Raw genomic sequence first — 19,343 nt, forward strand, 5'->3', positions numbered from 1 at the left:
GGGGAATTTTTAGCTAGTTTTTGAAGAACTGTTGAATTTCTTCCTCTGTGAGGCCAATCATAGGATCAATAGTCAAGTAATTGTCCTCTGTTAATCGATAGCCTTGTTGAGGAGTTTGGGAAGCAGGTGAGTCAGAGCGGTTTTCAACTGAGAGGAGCTCCCTTTGGGGCTCAGTTTTTTTAATAGGCTCTTCCAGATGGACAGGACTCTGTAAGGAAGAGTCTCTACCTTGAGGGGTTCCATCCGAAAAACGCTCAATCAGATAGGTTTTGCGAGCAGTTCCAGTATTCTTTGTCGCAAAGTCAAATGCGGTGTATTCTCCTAGGAGAATGAGCTTGCTTTTGGAACGGGTGATGGCCGTGTAGATCAGATTGCGTTGGAGCATGCGTCGACTCTGATTGGTCAAGGGAAGGATGACAACAGGGAATTCACTCCCTTGAGACTTATGGATACTCATGGCATAGGCCAGGCGAATCTTGTACCATTCATTGCGGGGGTAGACCAATTCATTGCCGTCAAACTGGATGGTGAGTTCATCTTGTTTGGATTCGGTATACTTAGCTGGCAAGAGGTCGGTGATGTAGCCAATATCTCCGTTAAAGACATTGCTTTCGGCATCATTGACCAGGTGGATGACCTTGTCACCATTTCGATACTGGCAGTCCAGTGCTTGAAAGAATAGAGCATCCGTTTCCAATGGATTGAGAAGCTCTTGCATGAGACTGTTAACCTGGTCAATGCCTGCAGAACCTCGATACATCGGAGCGAGGACCTGGATGTCTCGGGCCGGAATGCCGTTGCGAAGGGCAGCGCTGGTGATTTTTTCAATCATGGGAGCGATGAGCTCACTCGGCGCTTCAAAGTAGGAACGATCAGGTTTTTTCTCTGTGAAATCTGAAGGCAGGTGGCCTTTACGAATCTGACTGGCCAAAGTGACGATGGTCGAATCTTCACTTTGACGGAAGATGTGTTCCAGTTTGACTTGAGGAATGATTGGGATCTGTAGGAGATCGGACAAGACTTGTCCAGGACTCACAGAAGGAAGCTGATCAGCATCACCAACAATTAAGAGTTTGGTATTGGAGGAGATGTTGCTGAGCAGCTGATTGGCCAGCCAAGTATCCACCATAGAGAATTCATCGACAATGATAAAATCCGCATCGAGATAATCGTCCAAGTGACTCGTGTCGTCGTCTCCCGTCATTCCTAAGTGACGATGAATGGTGGCGCTCGGAAGACCCGTCAGTTCACTCATTCGACGGGCTGCTCGACCGGTTGGAGCAGCTAAGAGGATTGGTAATTGAGATTTCTTGCGAAGGTCTAATTGGTGCAGGCGGGCATAGGTCCCGATGATCCCATTGATAACAGTTGTTTTCCCCGTTCCTGGTCCACCTGTAAGGACAAAGACCTTTTGCTGGATAGCTTCTCGGATAGCCTTCCGTTGGATGGGGTCGTAGTGAATGTGGAGTTCATCTTCAATGTCATCAATCGTTTGTTCGATTTTTTCTGGGTCGAAAGATTCTTGCTTTCCTTTTTCTAGCAGGCGACCGATATGGCTGCGGATCCCTTCTTCCGCAAAGAAGAGGCTGTTGTTGAAAATCTTGGTGTCAATGTTTTGCACCTTGTCTTCTTCGATGAGACTGGCCAATTCTTGGGCAACACTGGCTGGATCGAGCTCAACGGGACGAGATGCTTCTAAGAGTTGGATGGTGGCCTGGAGCAATTCTTTGGCTTCAACGTAGGTATCCCCTGTTTCTAAGGAGAGGGTTAAGAGACTATGGACTAGTCCAGCTCGGAAGCGTTCAGGAGCATCACTGGCAATCCCTAATTCTTCTGCTAGTTGGTCGGCGATTTTAAAGCCCATTCCTTGAATATCTTCGACCAGTTGATACGGAGCCGATTCGACGATTTGCAAGGTTTCTTCCTTGTAGAAATCCTGGATTTGGAAGGCTAGTTTATTAGGAATGCCATAGTTAGCAAGTTGGGCGAGGACCCGTTCCGTACCATAGTTGAGCTGTAGTTTTTCGACAAAGGCCTCGCGATTCTTTTTAGAAAGTCCGGAGATAGAGGCTAGCTTTTCAGGTGCTTGCAGAATTTTATCAATGGTATCCTCACCATAGAGATCCACGATTTTTTGGGCCGTTTTGAGTCCGATCCCTTTAAAATGATCGCTAGAAAAGTATTTCACCAAGCCTTTGCTAGTGGGTTTGGCTCGTTCATAGCGATTCATTTGCAACTGTTGGCCATATTTCGGATGATGGACCAGCTCTCCCCAGAAGGTATAATCTTCCCCTTCGACGATATCTGCCATCGTTCCAGTAACGATAATTTCAAAGTCATCATAGTCCTCTGCATCTGTATCATTGATATCCAACAATAAGATACGGAAAAAACTACTTTGATTTTCAAAAATGACCCGCTCAATGGTTCCTGAGAAATAGTATTCCATGCAGAGTTTCCTTTTAAGTAAAAGTCTGAGAGAGCTTATCTCTCATGAAGATATTGAAAGAGATTGGAACAAGAGTCCCAACCTCATCATGGGTTAATACGTCTGGAATGGAAGGAGCGGCCAGAGGCGAAGGACAGCTTCCCCTTTGATTTGTTCCTTTTTGAAAGCCCCCACCTGGCGGCTATCTTTTGAAACGATTCGATCATCACCAAGGAGTAGATACTCATCATCCAAGAGCTTTTTCGTGAAGGTCGCACTTCCATCTTTATCAACGGTGAAAGCTTCGGCTATCTGTGCCATTTGGCGGAAGAGCTCTCCATTTTCTTCAAACCCTTTTCCAGTGTAGGTGGACTGTAATTTATCTTCTTTAAACTTCTTGATGTATTCCTTCAAGTAAGGTTCATCTGTCTTCTTTCCGTTGATATAGAGGGTATCGTTCTCGTATTGAATGGTGTCACCTGGAAGACCGATAACCCGCTTGACAATTTCTTTGGTCTTTCCATTCTCTGTTTCACTAGCAACTACGATATCAAAACGGTCGATAGGCAGTTTATTGATAACGAGAAGGTATTCACTGTCTGCCAAGGTCGGATCCATAGAATGGCCATCGACACGGACAGGCGTCCACAGATAAATACGAGAGAGAATAATGACTCCAATAATGAGGCCGAAGAGCGCCCATTCTTTCAGGAAAGAACGGACTGGATTAGTTGATTTTTTTGAATGTTTCATGCTTTATCTTTCTATCAATTTTTTTGCTTTTTCTGTATTTTTAAAATGAAGTTTGGCACTGTAGTCAAGGGCTTGAATGCCATAGGCCTGTAATAGTTGAGCAGCTACCTTATCTGAGGGCGTACCAGCTCCACTAGGAAGGGTATAGCCGAGTTCTTGACTCAAATCTTCCAGATTTTGGAGGAAGAGGTCACGGGCAATAATGGAACTCACAGCTACTGCCAAGTATTTTCCTTCGGCCTTCTCTTCTAGGGTGACGACTTGTGGGACCTGATTCGCTTCTGCTTGAACATAGCGATCATAGTTTTTCTTGGTCGTAAATGCATCGACTACAATCTTTTGAGCTTTTGCCCCTTGTTGCAAGAGCAAAAAAATGGCTTGATTGTGAAGAGCAACCTTGACAGATACCGCATTGTAGCCAGAGGCGATGACCTGATTGTATTTTTTAGGTGTCAGCAGTAAGGCCTGATGCGGGATTTCTTTTTTGAGGATCGGTGCGAGAGCTCGAATTTTTCGATCATCCAAGGTCTTAGAATCCCCAACTCCTAGACTTTTTAAGCGGGCATGTTGTTCCGGGCTGACCAGTGAAGCTACGACGGCAAGCCCTCCAAAGTAAGAGCCGTTTCCGACTTCATCCGTTCCGATTAAGGGAAAGTCTTGTCCTGGGCTTGCTTGGTCTATCGAATCTTGTTGGTAACCGAAGAAGGCAGCATAGCGCGTCGCCTGACTACCTTGTAGGACAACCTTTCCTGATGTGTAAATCGAAATGGTTGCACCAGGTGCCTTGAAAAAATAACGGATATATGGATTTTTTGAAGGTGCCAGGTGGTCTTGGTACTGACGAACAAATGCTTGGATGTCCTCGTTTTGAGGGGACAATGTAATTGTTTCCATAGCCCTTATTGTATCATAAAAGCTAGATGAAAGGCCAGAAAAAGACCAGCCGAATTTAGTCTGAAAGAACTTCTTTTAGGCTTGCTTCAATTGCTTGAGGATCAGTTTTTGAAGAGAAGCGGTGGATGACTTGGCCTTGGCGATTGATCAAGAATTTGGCGAAATTCCATTCAATGCGGGAGCCCAAAGGACCACTAGCTTGTTCTTTTAACCATTGGTAGAGGGGGCAGGCTTCTTTCCCATTGACTTTTATTTTTGCAAAGCGTGGGAAGCTGGTTTGGTAATGGAGGCTACAAAATTGATTAATCTCCTCCGCACTACCCGGTGCTTGGCCCATAAATTGATTGCATGGAAAGTCAAGGATTTCAAATCCTTGGTCATGGTAGCGCTCATAGAGCTCTTGCAATCCCTGGTATTGAGGCGTCAGACCGCAACCAGTTGCTGTATTGACGATGAGGAGTACTTGGCCTCGATATGCTTCAAGGGAGAAGGGGCTCCCATCTTGGGCCATTACGGTGAAATCATAGATAGTCATTTTACACGTCCTTTCCTACTTTCTCTATTGTATCACGCTTGAGTCGAAAAAAGTTAAACCGTGGCCCTAGTGTCCAGTATTTCCTATGGGAAGGGGATTTTCCTACTGACAAGCGGGCTAGATTTTGATATAATATCGTGAGGTGATTTTTTATGTCCAGCTTAAATAGATACAAATTTACTTTCGGTAATAAATCGCTGACTCTTACAACTAATCATGATAATCTCTTTATGGAAGAGGTTGAACGGGTCGCGAAAGAAAAATATGAAGCGATTAAAGAACAAATGCCAGCTGCTGATGATGAGACCCTGGCCATTTTACTAGCAATCAATAGTTTATCAACACAATTGAGTCGTGAGATTGAGTTTGACGATAAGGAAAAAGAATTGGAAGATTTTCGTCGCAAGGCCCTAGATGGCCTGGTCGGTAGATCATCTAATTAAGGGGAGTTGCATGTTTTCAATCCTGATTTTATTCATCCTAGCTTGGAGTTTTTATATTGGGTATTCAAGAGGGATTTTGCTTCAAGGATATTATTTTTTAACCATGATTGTGGCTATGTTGGTCGCAGGATCAGGCTATCAGTCCTTGGCAAAAACCATTAGTCTATGGATCCCATTTTCGAGTGCAACACAAGCTTCAAAAACCTATTTTTATGGTGCAGATCAACTCTTTCACTTAGACAAAGTTTTTTACGCTGGTTTGGCGTATTTCATCTTGTTTGTTTTAGTCTATGCGATGGGTCGAGTGATTGGACTCTTTATTCCCTTAATTCCAACGCCTGAAAAATGGGAGGAGTATCCGTTTCAGATTGCCAGTGGTGTGTTAGCTGTACTGGTGACCTACTTTGTTCTACAAATGGGATTCACGATTTTGTCAACCATCCCCATGGCGGCCATTCAAGATCGACTCCATGGAAGTTTCCTCATTCGATTTATGGTGCAGTATAGCCCCCTTACAGCAGGCCTCTTGAAACAACTTTGGGTTGTAAAAATCTTAGGTGCGTAATCACTTCTCATCATGTCTAACAGTTCATGAGAGATATTATAGAAAGGAAGGGGAGGCTCAGACCAAAATCAGCCTCCTTTTCTGTTGTGGAGAAACATGAATCAAAAAATTCTCGAAACCTTAGAGTTTCAAAAAGTCAAAAACTTAGTAGAGCCTTATTTGCAAACGGAGCAGGGCGAAGTGGAGTTGCAGGAATTAGCCCCACTTGCCAAAAAAGAAGCAATTGAAACCGCCTTTCTTGAAATGGCGGATATGGCTCAGATCTTTGTGGAGCATCCGCACTTTAGCGTGCCCACCATCCAAGAAATTCGTCCAGTGACCAAGCGTTTAGAACTAGAAACATCGCTCAATATCGATGAATTGTTAGCGGTGAAGAAAGTCCTGCGCGTGACCCACGAATTGCGAAATTTTTATGATGAATTAGAAAATGTCCGCTTGGAAAAACTGGATCGGATATTTGAAAATCTAGTCGACCTTCCACAGTTGCAGGGAAGTCTCCATGCCATTAATGAGGCAGGATTTATTGAAAACTTTGCCAGTGAAACCTTGGCAAAAATTCGTCGACGGATTCAAGAGAATGAACACCAAGTGCGAGACATTCTACAAGAATTGTTGAAGACCAAGTCCGAAATGCTGGCTGATCAGGTCGTAGCGAGTCGGAATGGACGAAATGTCTTGCCAGTCAAAAACACCTATCGGAATCGGATTGCCGGTGTGGTGCACGATATTTCAGCTAGTGGAAACACCGTCTATATCGAACCTCGGGCGGTCGTCAATCTTAATGAAGAGATTGCTAACCATCGTGCGGATGAACGCTTCGAGATGCTCCGGATCTTGGAAGAAATTTCAAACCTCCTTCGTCCTCATGCGGGGGAAATCCGGAACAATGCTTGGCTGATCGGTCATATTGACCTCGTTCGTGCCAAACATCGCTTTTTACAGGACCGAAAAGGGACTATTCCAACCTTGTCAGATCAAGGGGAGATTCAGCTCTTGCAGGTTCGCCATCCCTTGATTGAGAAGGCTGTTCCCAATGATATCCACTTTGGAAAAGACCTCACAGAGATTGTGATTACCGGACCGAATACGGGTGGGAAGACCATCATGCTCAAGACCCTGGGACTAGCCCAATTAATGGCCCAGTCGGGCTTGCCAATCCTAGCAGATGCTGGGAGTAAGGTAGCTGTCTTCACGCAAATCTTCTCTGATATCGGAGATGAGCAGTCGATCGAGCAGAGCCTGTCTACCTTCTCCAGTCACATGACCAATATTGTCTCTATTTTGGAGCAAGTCGATGAGGAATCCTTGGTCTTGCTGGATGAGTTGGGAGCTGGAACGGATCCTCAGGAAGGGGCTTCACTGGCGATCGCCATCCTAGAAGATCTCCGCTTACGAGGGATCAAGACCATGGCAACCACCCACTATCCAGAACTTAAGGCCTATGGGATTGAGACTCTCGGTGTTCAAAATGCCAGCATGGAATTTGATACGGATAGCCTGCGTCCTACCTATCGTTTTATGCAGGGGGTACCAGGACGTTCCAATGCCTTTGAAATCGCGCGTCGTCTAGGCTTGTCAGAAGTGATTGTTGGTCAAGCGCAGGGGTTGACCAATCAGGATCGGGATGTCAACCGCATCATTGAAAAGTTGGAAGCTCAGACCCTAGAAAGTCGCAAACGACTCGAGTCCATCCGAGATGTCGAACAGGAAAATCTGAAATTCAACCGCGTCCTCAAGAAATTGTACAATGAGTTGACCCGAGAGCGGGAAACAGAGCTCAACAAGGCGCGGAAAGAAGCGCAAGAAATTGTAGATCTTGCTCTAGCAGAAAGCGACCAGATTTTGCAAGGTCTCCATGCCAAATCGCAACTCAAGCCCCATGAAATTATTGAAGCCAAGTCTCAGTTGAAGAAATTGGCCCCAGAAACGGTCGACCTATCGAAAAACAAGGTCTTGAAACAGGCTAAGAAAGCCCGTGCTCCAAAAGTCGGAGACGAGATCTTGGTCATCAGCTATGGACAAAGAGGAAGTCTTACCAAGCAGCTCAAGGATGGTCGCTGGGAAGCCCAAGTGGGTCTGATCAAGATGACCTTGGAAGAAAAAGAATTTAATCTGTTAAAAGCTGACAAAGATGCTTCACAACCGAAAAAACGCCAGGTCCACGTCGTCAAACGTTCCAATGCCAATGGACCTCGGGCTCGTTTGGACCTTCGTGGCAAACGGTATGAGGAAGCCATGGAAGAATTGGACAGCTTTATCGACCAAGCCCTTCTCAATAATATGGCCCAAGTCGATATCATCCACGGTATCGGAACTGGGGTCATCCGGGAAGGAGTTACCAAGTACCTCCGTCGCAATAAACATGTCAAAAGCTTCGAATACGCTCCTCAAAATGCAGGAGGAAGCGGAGCAACAATTGTGACCTTTAAATAAGCAAAGAGTCAGTCGTGCCTTTCAATCAGGCACGCTTTTTGCTATAATACAGTCAGTTTAAACGGAAAGTAGGAAAGCATATGACCCCTAATCGTTCGTCGGATTCTTGCACCACCATACTCGTCGGAAAAGATGCCAGTTATGATGGTTCAACCATTGTAGCTCGCACGGAAGACTCTCAAAATGGAGTGTTTACCCCTAAGAAATTTATCGTTGTTCAACCTGAGGACCAGCCTCGTCATTATCGGTCGGTCCTATCTCCTTTTGAGATAGACCTGCCTGATAACCCTGTTCGTTACACAGCTGTTCCAGATGCTATTCCTAAGGATGGTATCTGGGGAGAAGCAGGGATCAATCGTTACAATGTGGCCATGAGTGAGACAGAGACCATTACGACCAATAGCCGGGTCTTGGGTGCGGATCCTCTGGTGGAAAGTGGCATTGGGGAGGAAGACATGCTGACCTTGGTTCTTCCTTATGTCCAGACTGCCCGAGAAGGAGTGCTTCGCTTGGGGAAAATCTTAGAGGAATACGGAACCTATGAGTCTAATGGAGTGGCTATCAGCGATGTCCATGAAATCTGGTGGTTGGAAACTATCGGAGGTCATCACTGGATGGCCCGCCGTGTTCCAGACGATGCCTATGTGACCAATCCCAATCAATTGGGAAGTGATCGCTTTGAGTTTGATCGCCCAGAAGAGTTCTTGTGTAATCCAGATTTGAAAGATTTTGTGGAACGCCATCACCTGGCCTTGGATTTTGACGGTTCGTCTTTTAACCCTCGTTATGCTTTTGGGAGCCAACGAGACAAGGATCGTCATTACAATACACCACGGGCTTGGGATATTCAACGGTTCCTCAACCCAGAAGTGGAGCAAGATCCTCGTTCCTTCTTCCTTCCTTGGTGTCAAAAACCTTACCGCAAGATTACGATTGAAGATGTCAAATATGTCCTCAGCAGTCACTACCAGGATTCAGCCTATGATCCTTACGGTTTAGAAGGGGATAGTCATAGTCGTCGGACCTTCCGTACCATTGGCATTAACCGGACCAGCCAGACGGCCATTCTCCAATTGCGGCCAAATCGTCCTCAAGAGACAACCGGGATTCAATGGCTTTGCTATGGGTCTATGCCTTTTAATACGGCGGTTCCATTCTTTACCCAGGTCGATACGACACCGGATTATTTTGCCAATACGACAGAAAAAGTGACGACAGATTCCTTCTATTGGACCAATCGGATCATTGCTGGTCTGGCAGATGCCCACTATAGTCATCATGTTGGAGATTTAGAAGATTACCAAGAAAGTACTATGGCACTTGGGCATGCCCGGATTGGACGAGTGGATCAAGCCTTGGCAGCAGGACAAACCGTTGATTTCGAAAGAGAAAATCAGGAAATGAGTGATCAGATTCAAGAAGCGACGGATCGCTTATTGGATAAGGTCTTGTTGGATGCTAGCAACCTGATGACCAACCATTTCTCTTTGAGTGACTAGTTGGACTAAGTTGTACTATTTCATGATAGTTTCTGAAAACATTGACCTTCTTTTCAAATTATGCTAAAATAGAACAAATTGAACATCATACCGGATGAAGTTTTTCAGAAGTAGGGCCTTCCTATGACTGTGAAATGGACGGAACTCTGGAGAGACCGTAAAGGCACCGAAGGGGCAAGGTAGAGCATTCTACTCAAACTCTCAGGTAAAAGGACAGAGCAAAAGATAGAAGCCTTTTTGGTTTTTATTTGGAGCACCAGAGTACATGTTTGACATGTGCTCTTTCTTTTTCTCCTTGGATGATTGGTTGGATGATGTGGAGGAAGTGGATGGCTATCCCTTTCTAAAGCTAGACAAATGATAAAAGGAGAAATAGATAAGGATGACAAATTGGCTGGCATTTTTTAAACAAGTAGATAATGTGGTCTGGGGGGCTCCCCTTTTGATCCTCTTGGTGGGGACTGGGATTTATCTGAGCTTCCGCTTGGGCTTGCTTCAAGTTTTTCGTTTACCCCAAGCCTTTCGGCTCATTTTTACAGAAGATCAAGGAGAAGGGGATATCTCTAGTTTCGGAGCCTTGGCAACAGCCTTGGCGGCGACAGTTGGGACAGGAAATATTGTCGGAGTAGCGACAGCTATTCAGACAGGAGGTCCAGGTGCCCTCTTTTGGATGTGGATGGCGGCCTTCTTTGGGATGGCGACCAAGTATGCAGAAGGTTTGTTGGCCATTCGCTACCGGACCAAGGATGACAATGGTCATATTTCTGGTGGTCCGATGTACTACATTCTCCATGGGATGGGGGAAAAATGGCGTCCCCTTGCCATCTTCTTTGCCCTGGCAGGTGTCTTGGTGGCTCTCTTTGGGATTGGAACCATGACCCAGGTGAATGCTATTACGGGAGCTTTGAAGACTAGTTTTCAACTTTCCCCTCAAGTCGCTAGTCTGGTCATTGCAGGAATCGTTTCGGCTATCATATTTGGGGGAATTCATTGGATTTCCAAGGTTTCCGAAAAGGTAGTTCCTTTTATGGCTGCAGCCTATATCTTCGCGACAGTTTACATTATTGTCTTGAATATGGACCAAGTGCCGACCGTTCTATCTCAAGTTTTCCAAGGTGCTTTTACAGGAACCGCGGCTATCGGTGGTTTTTCAGGAGCCTTGGTGAAAGAGGCGATTCAAAAAGGGGTGGCGCGTGGAGTGTTCTCCAATGAGTCAGGACTGGGATCGGCACCGATTGCAGCAGCTGCGGCGAAGACGGAAGAGCCAGTGGAACAAGGTTTGATTTCCATGACCGGGACCTTCATCGATACCATTATTATTTGTAGCCTAACTGGTCTAGCTATTTTAGTATCTGGCCAGTGGACAACCGTGGGACAAGTTGGAAGTGATTTGACCCAACAGGTCTTTATTTCGACCTTTGGCCACATCGGTGGGATCATTCTGACCCTTTGTTTGGTCCTGTTTGCGACGACGACCATTTTGGGTTGGTCTTATTATGGTGAACGCTGTGTCGAATTTTTGGCAGGTGTCAAACTCATTCCCTATTACCGTCTTCTGTTTATCCTGATGGTGGGGGTAGGAGGCTTTCTTCAGTTGGAGTTGGTCTGGATCATTGCTGATATTGTGAATGGACTGATGGCCTTGCCGAATCTCATCGCCTTGTTAGCCTTATCGCCTATTGTTCTAAAGGAAAGCAAACGATATTTTAAGAAAAAGAAATAGACCAGATCGTGTGATCTGGTCTTTCTGTCTTAATAGCGTTTTTCTTTGGGCCAATCTTTCATTTCAGAAATGGCTGTAAAGAGGACGTCTGTTGATGAGTTGAGGGCTGTTTCACAAGAATCTTGGATAACACCGATAATGAAGCCTACACTAACCACTTGCATAGCGATATCATTGTCGATACCAAAGAGGCTGCAAGCGACAGGAATCAAGAGGAGGGAGCCACCGGCTACTCCAGAAGCCCCACCGGCTGAAACAGCTGCTACGACACTGAGGACCAGGGCAGTCCCAAAATCGACCTGAATGCCTAAGGTGTTGACAGCAGCAAGGGTCAAGGTATTAATGGTAACGGCAGCTCCGGCCATATTAATAGTAGATCCTAGAGGGATAGAGACCGAGTAAGTATCAGGATTGAGACCCAGTTCCTTACATAGCTTCATATTGACAGGGATGTTAGCAGCAGAGCTTCTAGTAAAGAAGGCGGTCAGTCCACTGACTCGTAGACATTTGAAGACGAGCGGATAAGGATTTTTGCGAATCATGATGTAGACAAAAATCGGGTTGATGACTAGAGCGACGAAGAACATGGTGCCAACCAAGAGAAGTAAGAGGAGGCCATAGCTTTTAAGTCCATCAAATCCTTGTCCTGCAATCGTTGTATAGACCAAGCCAAGAATCCCAAATGGCGCAAGGTTAATGATCCATTCGACAATCTTGGAAGTGATATCTGCCAGGGTTTGAAGGAGGTCCTTGCTGTGCTCACTAGCTTCTCTCATAGCAACACCAAAGACGACAGCCCAGGATAGAATCCCGATATAATTAGCCTGAATAAGGGCATTGAGGGGATTGTCCACGATTTTTAAGAGAAGGTTGCTGATGACTTCCCCTAATCCATCGGGAGAAGTTCCTTCAGCACTAGTTCCTGTTAAAGAAATGGTAATAGGAAAGAGATAGTTCACCAGGACCGCTACCAAGGCTGCCGCAAAAGTTCCCAGGAGGTAGAGGACAATGACTGATTTCATATTGGTTTGGGTTCCCTTTTGGTGCTGGGAGAGGGCGTTAGCGACAAGGGCGAAGACTAGAAGAGGAGCAATAGCCCGCAAGCCTCCTACAAAGATTTCCCCTAACAGACCAATTGCAGATGCTTTAGGAAGCAACAGAGCTAAAAGGGCTCCAACGAAGATTCCGATTGCAATCCGCTTCATCAGGTTGGTTTTGTTCCAAGTTTGAATGAGTCGTTTGACCATAAGGACCTCCTTTATTGAAAGTTTACCGTCCATTATACGATAGATAAGTTTGAAAATCAAGGTGAGTATAAGAGGAGGTTAGTGGTTCTAAAGGCTAAAATCTGATATAATCAAACCATTAGAAAAAGAGAAGGAGATTGATAGAAGGTATGAAGAATATTTTTTCCCGCTATGTCAGTCAGTTTGATTGGACCAAGATCATGGATGAATTGGTTTCAAAATTGATTTCGTTAGCTATTTTATTTGTTTTATTTTTTCTTGCAAAAAAACTGCTCCATAGTTTGGTGAAACGCATCTTGAAGCCGTCTCTGAATTATGTAGGCCAAGATGAAGCGCGTAAGAATACCATCTTGCGATTGGTAGAGAGTTTGTTGAATTACTGCCTCTATTTTATCCTGATCTACTGGATTCTTTCTATCTTGGGCTTACCAGTCTCCAGTCTCTTAGCAGGTGCAGGAATTGCCGGAGTTGCCATTGGGTTAGGAGCACAGGGCTTCCTATCAGACTTGGTCAATGGGTTCTTTATTCTTCTGGAACGTCAGATAGACGTCGGAGATACCGTTCGTTTGACCAATGGTCCGATTACCATCGCTGGAACCGTCTCTAGTGTGGGCATTCGGACGACCCAGGTGCGAGACGCAGATGGGACCTTGCATTATGTACCCAATCGCAATATTATGGTTGTCAGCAATCTCTCTCGGGGGAACCAGCGCGTCCTCATCGATATGCCAATTTCAGCTCAAACTGACCTAGACAAGATCTATCAAATCTTCCAGCAAGTCAACGATGAACAAGCCCAGAAACATCCAGAAATCTTAGATGGTCCAACGATTCTAGGCCCTCAAATCGAAAAGGGGACGGGTCGCTATTCCTTCCGCGTCGCCATGATGGTCCAGTCGGGAAGCCAAGTGGCCATTTACCATCTTTATTACAAACTCTATCATGATGCACTCTTACAAAATGGGATTGAGATTCCGACCACTTTCTCTGTCACACCATAACAAAAAAAGACCTATTGGTCTTTTTTCTTATTCTAAAATAAGCATGCCATCTTTGACAGCGAAAGGATCTTTCGGATTGATCCGATCGTAGAACATAACGCCATTGATGTGGTCAATTTCGTGTTGGACTACGATGGAGTTGTAGCCTTTGAGTTTGATACGGTGCTTTTCTCCGGTCTTGTCATAGTAGTCTACCGTTACGCGCGCGTGGCGAACCACATAACCAGGAACATTACGGTCTACAGAGAGACAACCTTCGCCATCTCCTAGAGCCGCATCTTGGACTGAGTGGGAGACAATTTTAGGATTGTACATGACTTCTTGGATGGAGTAGGCTTCTTTTGGAGGATTTCCTTCTTCGTCCTCTGGATTTGGGACGAGAACGGCAATGATGCGCTTAGAAATGTCCAACTGAGGGGCGGCGAGTCCAACTCCACCTCGGAGACCCAATTTTTCTGCCATGACAGGATCCTGTGAATGGTGCAAGAACTGCATCATTTTTTCCCCTAGGATGATGTCTTGATCTGACAGTGGGAAAGTGACCTCTTCAGCGATAGCACGTAAAGTTGGGTGGCCTTCGCGAATAATATCATTCATATCAATTAGATGGGCAGCTTTTGTAATGGTTTCGATTGCAGACATGTTCTCATTCACTCCTTTTTTCTAGAAACCATCATATCATAATTCCTTCTAGAATGAAAGTTTCCCAATTGCTTGAGGGGCTAACAAACTAGACGGACTGTAAACTAGAAAAGGAAAGAATCCTAGTCCGGTTCATGGTATAATGATAAGAAGAATGAAGGAGACAAGCATGCGTCTAGATAAATATTTAGTGGACTGTGGAGTGGGAAGCCGGACAGAGGTCAAGCAAGTCCTCAAGCAAAAAAAGATTCAGGTCAATGGAAAGGTGGAAACCTCTGCCAAGGTTCATATTGATCCAGATAAGGATCAAGTGACCTATCTGGGAGAAAGTTTATTCCATGAAGAGTTTGTTTACTATCTGCTCAATAAACCCAAAGGGGTCATTTCAGCAACGGAAGACGAGCACCATCAAACAGTCTTGGATTTGCTAGATGACACGGCCAGACACAAGGAAGTCTTTCCTGTTGGACGGCTAGATATCGATACCCATGGCTTACTCCTCTTGACCAATAATGGTAAGTTGGCTCATGCCATGCTCTCGCCTAAGAAGCATGTGGACAAGGTCTACCGTGCTCAAGTAGCTGGAATCATGACCCAGGAAGATATCGACCGCTTCAAAGAAGGAATAGAATTGAAGGATTTCACCACCCTGCCAGCGGAGTTGGAAATATTGGAGGTCGATCAAGAAGCTAATAGTTGCTTGGTTCAGATCCGCATCGCTGAAGGAAAATTCCATCAGGTCAAGCGCATGGTCGCAGCTTGTGGCAAGGAAGTCACCGATCTCGAGCGGATTTCCATGGGGCCATTGAGCTTGGATCCTAGTCTCGAATTGGGGGAGTGGCGTAGATTGACAGCAGAAGAAATAAAGCTCTTAACTGACTTTCGGGTCAACCTATAATGAGAAGTCATTGTAGTCTTGGGTTTGAAGAACTCTGTTGGAAAAAGCAGAAGTGTTTGACAGAAAGATGAAATCTTGGTAGAATGAATAGGTCGAATAGACAACTAACTCTTTCTTGGTAGCAGGCTATGCCAAACCTGCCACTCGGATAGAGCATAAAGAAAAGGAGCTTATCATGGCAATCTCAAAAGAGAAGAAAAATGAAATCATTGCACAATACGCACGTCACGAAGGTGACACTGGTTCAGTAGAAGTACAAGTTGCTGTCCTTACTTGGGAAATCAACCACTTGAACGACCACATCAAACAACACAAAAAAGACCACGCTACTTACCGTGGTTTGATGAAGAAAATTGGTCGCCGCCGTAACTTGTTGGCTTACCTTCGTAAGAACGACGTTAACCGTTACCGTGAGTTGATCAACTCTCTTGGACTTCGTCGTTAATCATGATGCTAAGGGCGCCAAAAATCCGTATGAAAATAGGGAAACGACACAGTGTTCGATGAACACAAGGAGTTTCATCTTTTTCACTAGGATTTTAGCCCGAGCTCAAAACAGCTCTCTAAATTCAGAGGGCTGTTTTTTTTGCCAAGTGCTTAGGCCGTGTTCAATTGAATACAAAAAAGTTAAGTTACTCTATTGTAGAGTAGCTTTTCTTTTTCACTAGAATTATAGTATAATCTTCGGCTGCGGTTCCTAGCATCGTAAGGTAAAATAGACCAGATCTATCTCCCTTCGGGGAGATTTTTTGTTTTCAGAAGAAATCTAGTACAATCTTCGGCTCGGCGCCTTGTCTAGAAACGTTTTATCCAGCAAGAATGGAGCCTTCTGAATTCAGAGGGCTTTTTTGTTATCTTTTTTTGGACAAGATTCATTATTCTGAGTAAGTCGTTTTGTTTGACAGATGTAATTAACAGAGTTACAATAGACACATCTTAAGAAATAGAGGTTATCGATATGATTGATATTACATATCTAGATGGTGCAAAACAAGAAAGAGTCATGCATTTTGATTCCTATGAAGAATTTGAACGCTCCCAACAGACCTGCTTGATCGGTGTAGCGGATTACTATCCCGTACAAAAATTGACCTATAATGGGCACGAACTCGATTACCATGGAACTTACGGAGATGTCTTCTTCTATTTGATGAAGCAAGACCTCAATCAATACAAAAACTAAAGGAGAAAAACAATGGCAAAAGCAATTACAGACGCAACATTTGAAGCAGAAACCAAAGAGGGATTGGTCTTGGTAGACTTCTGGGCGACCTGGTGTGGTCCATGTCGCATGCAAGCTCCTATCTTAGAACAGTTATCCCAAGAACTTTCAGAAGATGAATTAAAAATCCTAAAAATGGATGTGGATGAAAATCCTGAAACAGCGCGTTCTTTCGGCATTATGTCTATCCCTACTCTTCTTTTCAAAAAAGATGGACAAGTGGTTAAACAAGTTGCTGGAGTTCATACAGCAGAACAAATCAAGGCCATTGTGGCTGAGTTGGGTTAAAAAGAAAATGGCTAAAGAAGGATGATCCTACTTTAGCCATTTTGTTATTCCTTGCTTGAATGATGTTTTCCAGCTCTAATTGCATCAGCTTCACACATTGTGATAACTTTGTCCCTACGAGTATTTGATGGCATATTATCAATATTGTACCAATAGGCAGATGATTTTCCATATTGAGCAACATAGACGGTACGTTGTTCCTGGGCGTCAGCTTGTTGTTGAGCAGCTTCTGCGGCTTGTTGAGCTCTGACATTGATTGCATTCTGCACAAGTTCAATACGATGAACGAAGTTAGCTTTAGAGGTGGGATCAGAAACTTGTTCCACAGCAGCTTGTGCAGGAGCAACGTTTTCAGTTACTTGGTTCGCTTCTAATGTTTGAACGGATTTCTCAGCTTCTTCGACTTTTTTTGCCTCCTCAGCTTTTTTCGCTTTTTCAGCCTCTTCGATTTTTTTCGCTTCCTCAGCTTTTTTCGCTTTTTCAGCTTCTTCGATTTATTTTGCTTCCTCAGCTTTTTTCGCTTTTTCAGCTTCTTCGATTTTTTTTGCTTCCTCAGCTTTTTTCGTCTTTTCAGCCTCTTCAGTTTTTTTCTCTTCTTTAACTTTTTCTTTGCTTACATCTTCATTACTTTTGTTATTTGTCTTCTGTACAAGACTGACTTGCGATTCTGTTTTATCCTTGGAAACCTCTGTCTCCATTGAACACCCTCCTACTAATAATATAGTAGCAATTATAAAAAATAATCCTTTTTTCATATTAATACTCCTTTTGAATATTTACCCAAAGACATCATATCACAAAATGAAATCGTTTTCAATTGCTACATAGTGATTTTTTAAACAATAAAAAATCAGACTTAGATTAAACTAAGTCTGAAAATTGTTCTTATTCTCCCAATTCTGCACTGTAGGCAATAATTTGATCCACAGTGTCTGAAAGGAATTGGATGGTATCGCGGAGAGGTTTGTCAGTTGAGATATCTGCTCCAATGATCATGGCTGACTCAAGAGGGGTCTTGCTGCCACCTGATTTGAGGAGGTCTAGCCAATCTTTAGCTCCGTTTTCGGAGTTCTTCAAATGCAAATATCCCGCTGTTGAGATAACCAAGCCAGCTGAGTAGGTATAGCTGTAAAGCCCCATGTAGTAGTGGCTTTGGCGCATCCAGGTCAAAGCTGCGTCGTCATCGATTTCAACGGCATCTCCCCAGAACTCTGTCAGGACTTCCTTCATGATGCTGTTAAGCTTGCTAGCACCGAAGGTGCCACCTTCTTCGATCAAGGTGTAGACCTTACGTTGGAAGGCTGCTTCCAACAAGTGGGTGATGAAGTTATGGAAGTAGGTATCTGTCAAACGGTGAGCCAAGGCAAAGCGTTTTTGACGAGGATCGTCAAACTGGTGTTCCAAATAGTCGCTGAGGAGGAGCTCGTTAAAGGTAGAAGGAGCTTCCACATAGTAGGTCGACATGTGGGCGTTGAAGTAGCTTTGGTTGTTGTCTGAGAAGATAAACTGACCAGAGTGTCCGATTTCGTGGATCAGGGTGTAGACATCGCTCATGCGTCCTGTCCAGCTCATGAGGACATAAGGATGGACGCGGTATGGGTCAGCTGCATAACCACCGGAATCCTTGCCTTCATTGGCCGCAAAGTCGACCCAACGTTCGGTTTGGTAGCGAGCAATTTCGCGGGAATATTCTTCTCCAAGAGGTGCCACAGATTTCATGACCAAGTCATAGGCATCATCAATGGTAACATCTGGGTTGAGCGCACTGTCCAAGTCCAACTTCCAATCAGCAAAAGTCATTTTCTCTAGACCGTTGACCTTGGCTACGTGTTTGAGGAATTTTTGAGCGACCGGAGCGAAGTCCTTCATGATCAGGTCAATCTGACGATCGAACATAGAACGATCCACTTCCTGCTCAGCCAAGAGATAGTCAAAGACAGAATCGTAGCCCCGCATATCTGCAATCAGCTTTTCAGACTTAACTTGGGCTAGATAGGTAGCAGCAGCCGTGTTTTGGTGCTTGCGGATACCTTCTGAGAAAGAACGAAAGGCTTTTTCACGGACTTCCGCATTCTCATGGTTTTGGTAGAAGTTTTCATAGGTAACAAAGCTATTTTTGTAAACTTTTCCATCCACTTCAAAATCAGCCATTTCAAAGTCACCCGCCCGCATCTTGGTATAGATGTCTTGGGGTCCGTAGAAGACTTCACCCAGGTTGGTCAAGGTCTTTTCCACATCAGCTCCCAAGTAGTGAGCTTTTTTAATTTTAGCCTGGCGAATGGCATAAGTGAGGTGAGGGAGTTGCCCCAGACGTTCGAGGACATCTTCATCTGCTTCTACCAAAGCATCATCAAAGAAAGAGAGTTCGACGCTGGCCCAAGTTTCGAAATCCATCCCCGCTTGGGCAATTTCCGCAAAAGCTTCATCGCCAAAGTCAGTGGTTTGGGGCATAAAACTGTAGTTGCCAATGTGGCTGAGTTGAATCTGAATCTGTTCAAAGATGGCAAAGGCAGCTTCAAAGTCTTCAAAGGTGTGGAGGTTGCCCTTGTAGTTACGGACAAATTCATTGATTTCTTCACGTGTTTTTTCAATGGCACGCAAGAAGTCTTCCTGGTCTTGGTAGAGGGCTGTGAGATCCCAGAGTTCATTCTCAGGAAATTCAGAACGTTTTTTTAATTCCATAGTGTTTCTCCTTTTGATCAAATAACTATACTCAGTATAGCAGAAAATAGGGGAGAATGATAGGCGAAAGGGGAACTTATCAAAGCCAGC

Annotated in this window: 19 protein-coding genes and 1 riboswitch; of the genes, 10 read left to right on the top strand and 9 right to left on the bottom strand. The window is 44.6% G+C overall.

Annotated elements, in window-relative coordinates; translation table 11 throughout:
- Positions 1–13: 13 nt before the first annotated feature.
- From recD2 to ACOXXR_RS01235, 4 genes are all read right to left on the bottom strand, one after another.
- The gene (recD2, locus tag ACOXXR_RS01220) at positions 14–2,449 is read right to left on the bottom strand and encodes an SF1B family DNA helicase RecD2 (RefSeq protein ID WP_445278580.1); all 2,436 of its coding nucleotides are present in this window, start codon (positions 2,447–2,449) and stop codon (positions 14–16) included.
- Positions 2,450–2,542: 93 nt separating this feature from the next.
- Entirely contained in the window at positions 2,543–3,181 is a 639-nt protein-coding gene (gene lepB, locus ACOXXR_RS01225; protein WP_223355747.1) for a signal peptidase I, read from the bottom strand.
- Between the two features lie 3 nt (positions 3,182–3,184).
- Positions 3,185–4,075, bottom strand: coding sequence for a ribonuclease HIII (gene rnhC / locus ACOXXR_RS01230; protein ID WP_445278581.1), 891 nt, complete (start codon positions 4,073–4,075; stop codon positions 3,185–3,187).
- 55 nt (positions 4,076–4,130) lie between these two features.
- Positions 4,131–4,610, bottom strand: a complete 480-nt coding sequence (locus tag ACOXXR_RS01235; RefSeq protein ID WP_223355745.1) for a glutathione peroxidase — start codon at positions 4,608–4,610, stop codon at positions 4,131–4,133.
- A gap of 152 nt (positions 4,611–4,762) precedes the next feature.
- Between ACOXXR_RS01235 and zapA the strand changes: the two genes are divergently transcribed.
- From zapA to ACOXXR_RS01260, 5 genes are all read left to right on the top strand, one after another.
- Complete coding sequence (gene zapA / locus ACOXXR_RS01240; RefSeq protein WP_023024429.1) at positions 4,763–5,053, top strand: cell division protein ZapA; 291 nt, start codon at positions 4,763–4,765, stop codon at positions 5,051–5,053.
- Positions 5,054–5,063: 10 nt separating this feature from the next.
- Positions 5,064–5,618: a CvpA family protein gene (locus ACOXXR_RS01245; RefSeq protein ID WP_129269979.1), complete on the top strand. Its 555-nt coding sequence runs from the start codon at positions 5,064–5,066 to the stop codon at positions 5,616–5,618.
- Between the two features lie 96 nt (positions 5,619–5,714).
- On the top strand, positions 5,715–8,051 hold the full coding sequence (locus ACOXXR_RS01250; RefSeq protein ID WP_445278582.1) for an endonuclease MutS2: 2,337 nt from the start codon (positions 5,715–5,717) through the stop codon (positions 8,049–8,051).
- A gap of 80 nt (positions 8,052–8,131) precedes the next feature.
- Positions 8,132–9,550 (top strand): C69 family dipeptidase, encoded by a 1,419-nt coding sequence (locus ACOXXR_RS01255; protein WP_154854503.1) that lies wholly within the window; start codon positions 8,132–8,134, stop codon positions 9,548–9,550.
- Positions 9,551–9,686: 136 nt separating this feature from the next.
- Positions 9,687–9,777: riboswitch (glycine riboswitch) on the top strand.
- A gap of 155 nt (positions 9,778–9,932) precedes the next feature.
- The gene (locus tag ACOXXR_RS01260) at positions 9,933–11,273 is read left to right on the top strand and encodes an alanine/glycine:cation symporter family protein (protein ID WP_445278583.1); all 1,341 of its coding nucleotides are present in this window, start codon (positions 9,933–9,935) and stop codon (positions 11,271–11,273) included.
- A 29-nt stretch (positions 11,274–11,302) separates the two neighbouring features.
- Here the strand turns inward: ACOXXR_RS01260 and sstT are convergent, their stop codons facing one another.
- Entirely contained in the window at positions 11,303–12,520 is a 1,218-nt protein-coding gene (sstT, locus tag ACOXXR_RS01265; protein WP_048789998.1) for a serine/threonine transporter SstT, read from the bottom strand.
- A 149-nt stretch (positions 12,521–12,669) separates the two neighbouring features.
- On the opposite strand from sstT, the gene ACOXXR_RS01270 reads away from it, so the two are divergent.
- Positions 12,670–13,521 carry a mechanosensitive ion channel family protein gene (locus ACOXXR_RS01270; protein WP_287516340.1) on the top strand — a complete coding sequence of 284 codons (852 nt, stop codon included), beginning with the start codon at positions 12,670–12,672 and terminating at the stop codon, positions 13,519–13,521.
- A gap of 27 nt (positions 13,522–13,548) precedes the next feature.
- On the opposite strand, the gene def is transcribed toward ACOXXR_RS01270, so the two are convergent.
- The gene (gene def, locus ACOXXR_RS01275; RefSeq protein WP_048688441.1) at positions 13,549–14,163 is read right to left on the bottom strand and encodes a peptide deformylase; all 615 of its coding nucleotides are present in this window, start codon (positions 14,161–14,163) and stop codon (positions 13,549–13,551) included.
- Positions 14,164–14,332: 169 nt separating this feature from the next.
- Between def and ACOXXR_RS01280 the strand changes: the two genes are divergently transcribed.
- The 4 genes from ACOXXR_RS01280 to trxA all read left to right on the top strand — a co-directional run bounded on the left by ACOXXR_RS01280 (position 14,333) and on the right by trxA (position 16,571).
- A complete protein-coding gene (locus ACOXXR_RS01280; protein WP_223355737.1) occupies positions 14,333–15,061 on the top strand; it encodes a pseudouridine synthase in 729 nt (242 codons plus the stop codon).
- Positions 15,062–15,236: 175 nt separating this feature from the next.
- Entirely contained in the window at positions 15,237–15,506 is a 270-nt protein-coding gene (gene rpsO, locus ACOXXR_RS01285; protein ID WP_004193424.1) for a 30S ribosomal protein S15, read from the top strand.
- A gap of 513 nt (positions 15,507–16,019) precedes the next feature.
- Complete coding sequence (locus ACOXXR_RS01290) at positions 16,020–16,244, top strand: DUF4649 family protein (protein WP_125334940.1); 225 nt, start codon at positions 16,020–16,022, stop codon at positions 16,242–16,244.
- A gap of 12 nt (positions 16,245–16,256) precedes the next feature.
- Positions 16,257–16,571: a thioredoxin gene (gene trxA, locus ACOXXR_RS01295; RefSeq protein WP_445278584.1), complete on the top strand. Its 315-nt coding sequence runs from the start codon at positions 16,257–16,259 to the stop codon at positions 16,569–16,571.
- A 44-nt stretch (positions 16,572–16,615) separates the two neighbouring features.
- Here the strand turns inward: trxA and ACOXXR_RS01300 are convergent, their stop codons facing one another.
- The 3 genes from ACOXXR_RS01300 to pepF form a co-directional block, all read right to left on the bottom strand.
- Positions 16,616–16,897 carry a hypothetical protein gene (locus tag ACOXXR_RS01300; protein ID WP_445278585.1) on the bottom strand — a complete coding sequence of 94 codons (282 nt, stop codon included), beginning with the start codon at positions 16,895–16,897 and terminating at the stop codon, positions 16,616–16,618.
- 168 nt (positions 16,898–17,065) lie between these two features.
- Positions 17,066–17,326, bottom strand: a complete 261-nt coding sequence (locus tag ACOXXR_RS01305; RefSeq protein WP_445278586.1) for a hypothetical protein — start codon at positions 17,324–17,326, stop codon at positions 17,066–17,068.
- A gap of 130 nt (positions 17,327–17,456) precedes the next feature.
- Positions 17,457–19,253, bottom strand: coding sequence for an oligoendopeptidase F (gene pepF, locus ACOXXR_RS01310; RefSeq protein ID WP_445278587.1), 1,797 nt, complete (start codon positions 19,251–19,253; stop codon positions 17,457–17,459).
- Positions 19,254–19,343 lie beyond the last annotated feature (90 nt).

It is taken from the genome of Streptococcus sp. KHUD_013 (assembly GCF_052588545.1).

Bases quoted from the DNA above. Each gene is read 5' to 3' on its own strand.
- rpsO (WP_004193424.1), top strand. From the start codon at position 15,237: ATGGCAATCTCAAAAGAGAAGAAAAATGAAATCATTGCACAATACGCA.
- pepF (WP_445278587.1), bottom strand. From the start codon at position 19,253: ATGGAATTAAAAAAACGTTCTGAATTTCCTGAGAATGAACTCTGGGAT.
- recD2 (WP_445278580.1), bottom strand. From the start codon at position 2,449: ATGGAATACTATTTCTCAGGAACCATTGAGCGGGTCATTTTTGAAAAT.
- ACOXXR_RS01260 (WP_445278583.1), top strand. From the start codon at position 9,933: ATGACAAATTGGCTGGCATTTTTTAAACAAGTAGATAATGTGGTCTGG.
- ACOXXR_RS01305 (WP_445278586.1), bottom strand. From the start codon at position 17,326: ATGAAAAAAGGATTATTTTTTATAATTGCTACTATATTATTAGTAGGA.
- rnhC (WP_445278581.1), bottom strand. From the start codon at position 4,075: ATGGAAACAATTACATTGTCCCCTCAAAACGAGGACATCCAAGCATTT.
- zapA (WP_023024429.1), top strand. From the start codon at position 4,763: ATGTCCAGCTTAAATAGATACAAATTTACTTTCGGTAATAAATCGCTG.
- ACOXXR_RS01250 (WP_445278582.1), top strand. From the start codon at position 5,715: ATGAATCAAAAAATTCTCGAAACCTTAGAGTTTCAAAAAGTCAAAAAC.
- ACOXXR_RS01245 (WP_129269979.1), top strand. From the start codon at position 5,064: ATGTTTTCAATCCTGATTTTATTCATCCTAGCTTGGAGTTTTTATATT.
- sstT (WP_048789998.1), bottom strand. From the start codon at position 12,520: ATGGTCAAACGACTCATTCAAACTTGGAACAAAACCAACCTGATGAAG.
- ACOXXR_RS01270 (WP_287516340.1), top strand. From the start codon at position 12,670: ATGAAGAATATTTTTTCCCGCTATGTCAGTCAGTTTGATTGGACCAAG.
- ACOXXR_RS01290 (WP_125334940.1), top strand. From the start codon at position 16,020: ATGATTGATATTACATATCTAGATGGTGCAAAACAAGAAAGAGTCATG.
- ACOXXR_RS01235 (WP_223355745.1), bottom strand. From the start codon at position 4,610: ATGACTATCTATGATTTCACCGTAATGGCCCAAGATGGGAGCCCCTTC.
- def (WP_048688441.1), bottom strand. From the start codon at position 14,163: ATGTCTGCAATCGAAACCATTACAAAAGCTGCCCATCTAATTGATATG.
- trxA (WP_445278584.1), top strand. From the start codon at position 16,257: ATGGCAAAAGCAATTACAGACGCAACATTTGAAGCAGAAACCAAAGAG.
- ACOXXR_RS01255 (WP_154854503.1), top strand. From the start codon at position 8,132: ATGACCCCTAATCGTTCGTCGGATTCTTGCACCACCATACTCGTCGGA.
- lepB (WP_223355747.1), bottom strand. From the start codon at position 3,181: ATGAAACATTCAAAAAAATCAACTAATCCAGTCCGTTCTTTCCTGAAA.
- ACOXXR_RS01280 (WP_223355737.1), top strand. From the start codon at position 14,333: ATGCGTCTAGATAAATATTTAGTGGACTGTGGAGTGGGAAGCCGGACA.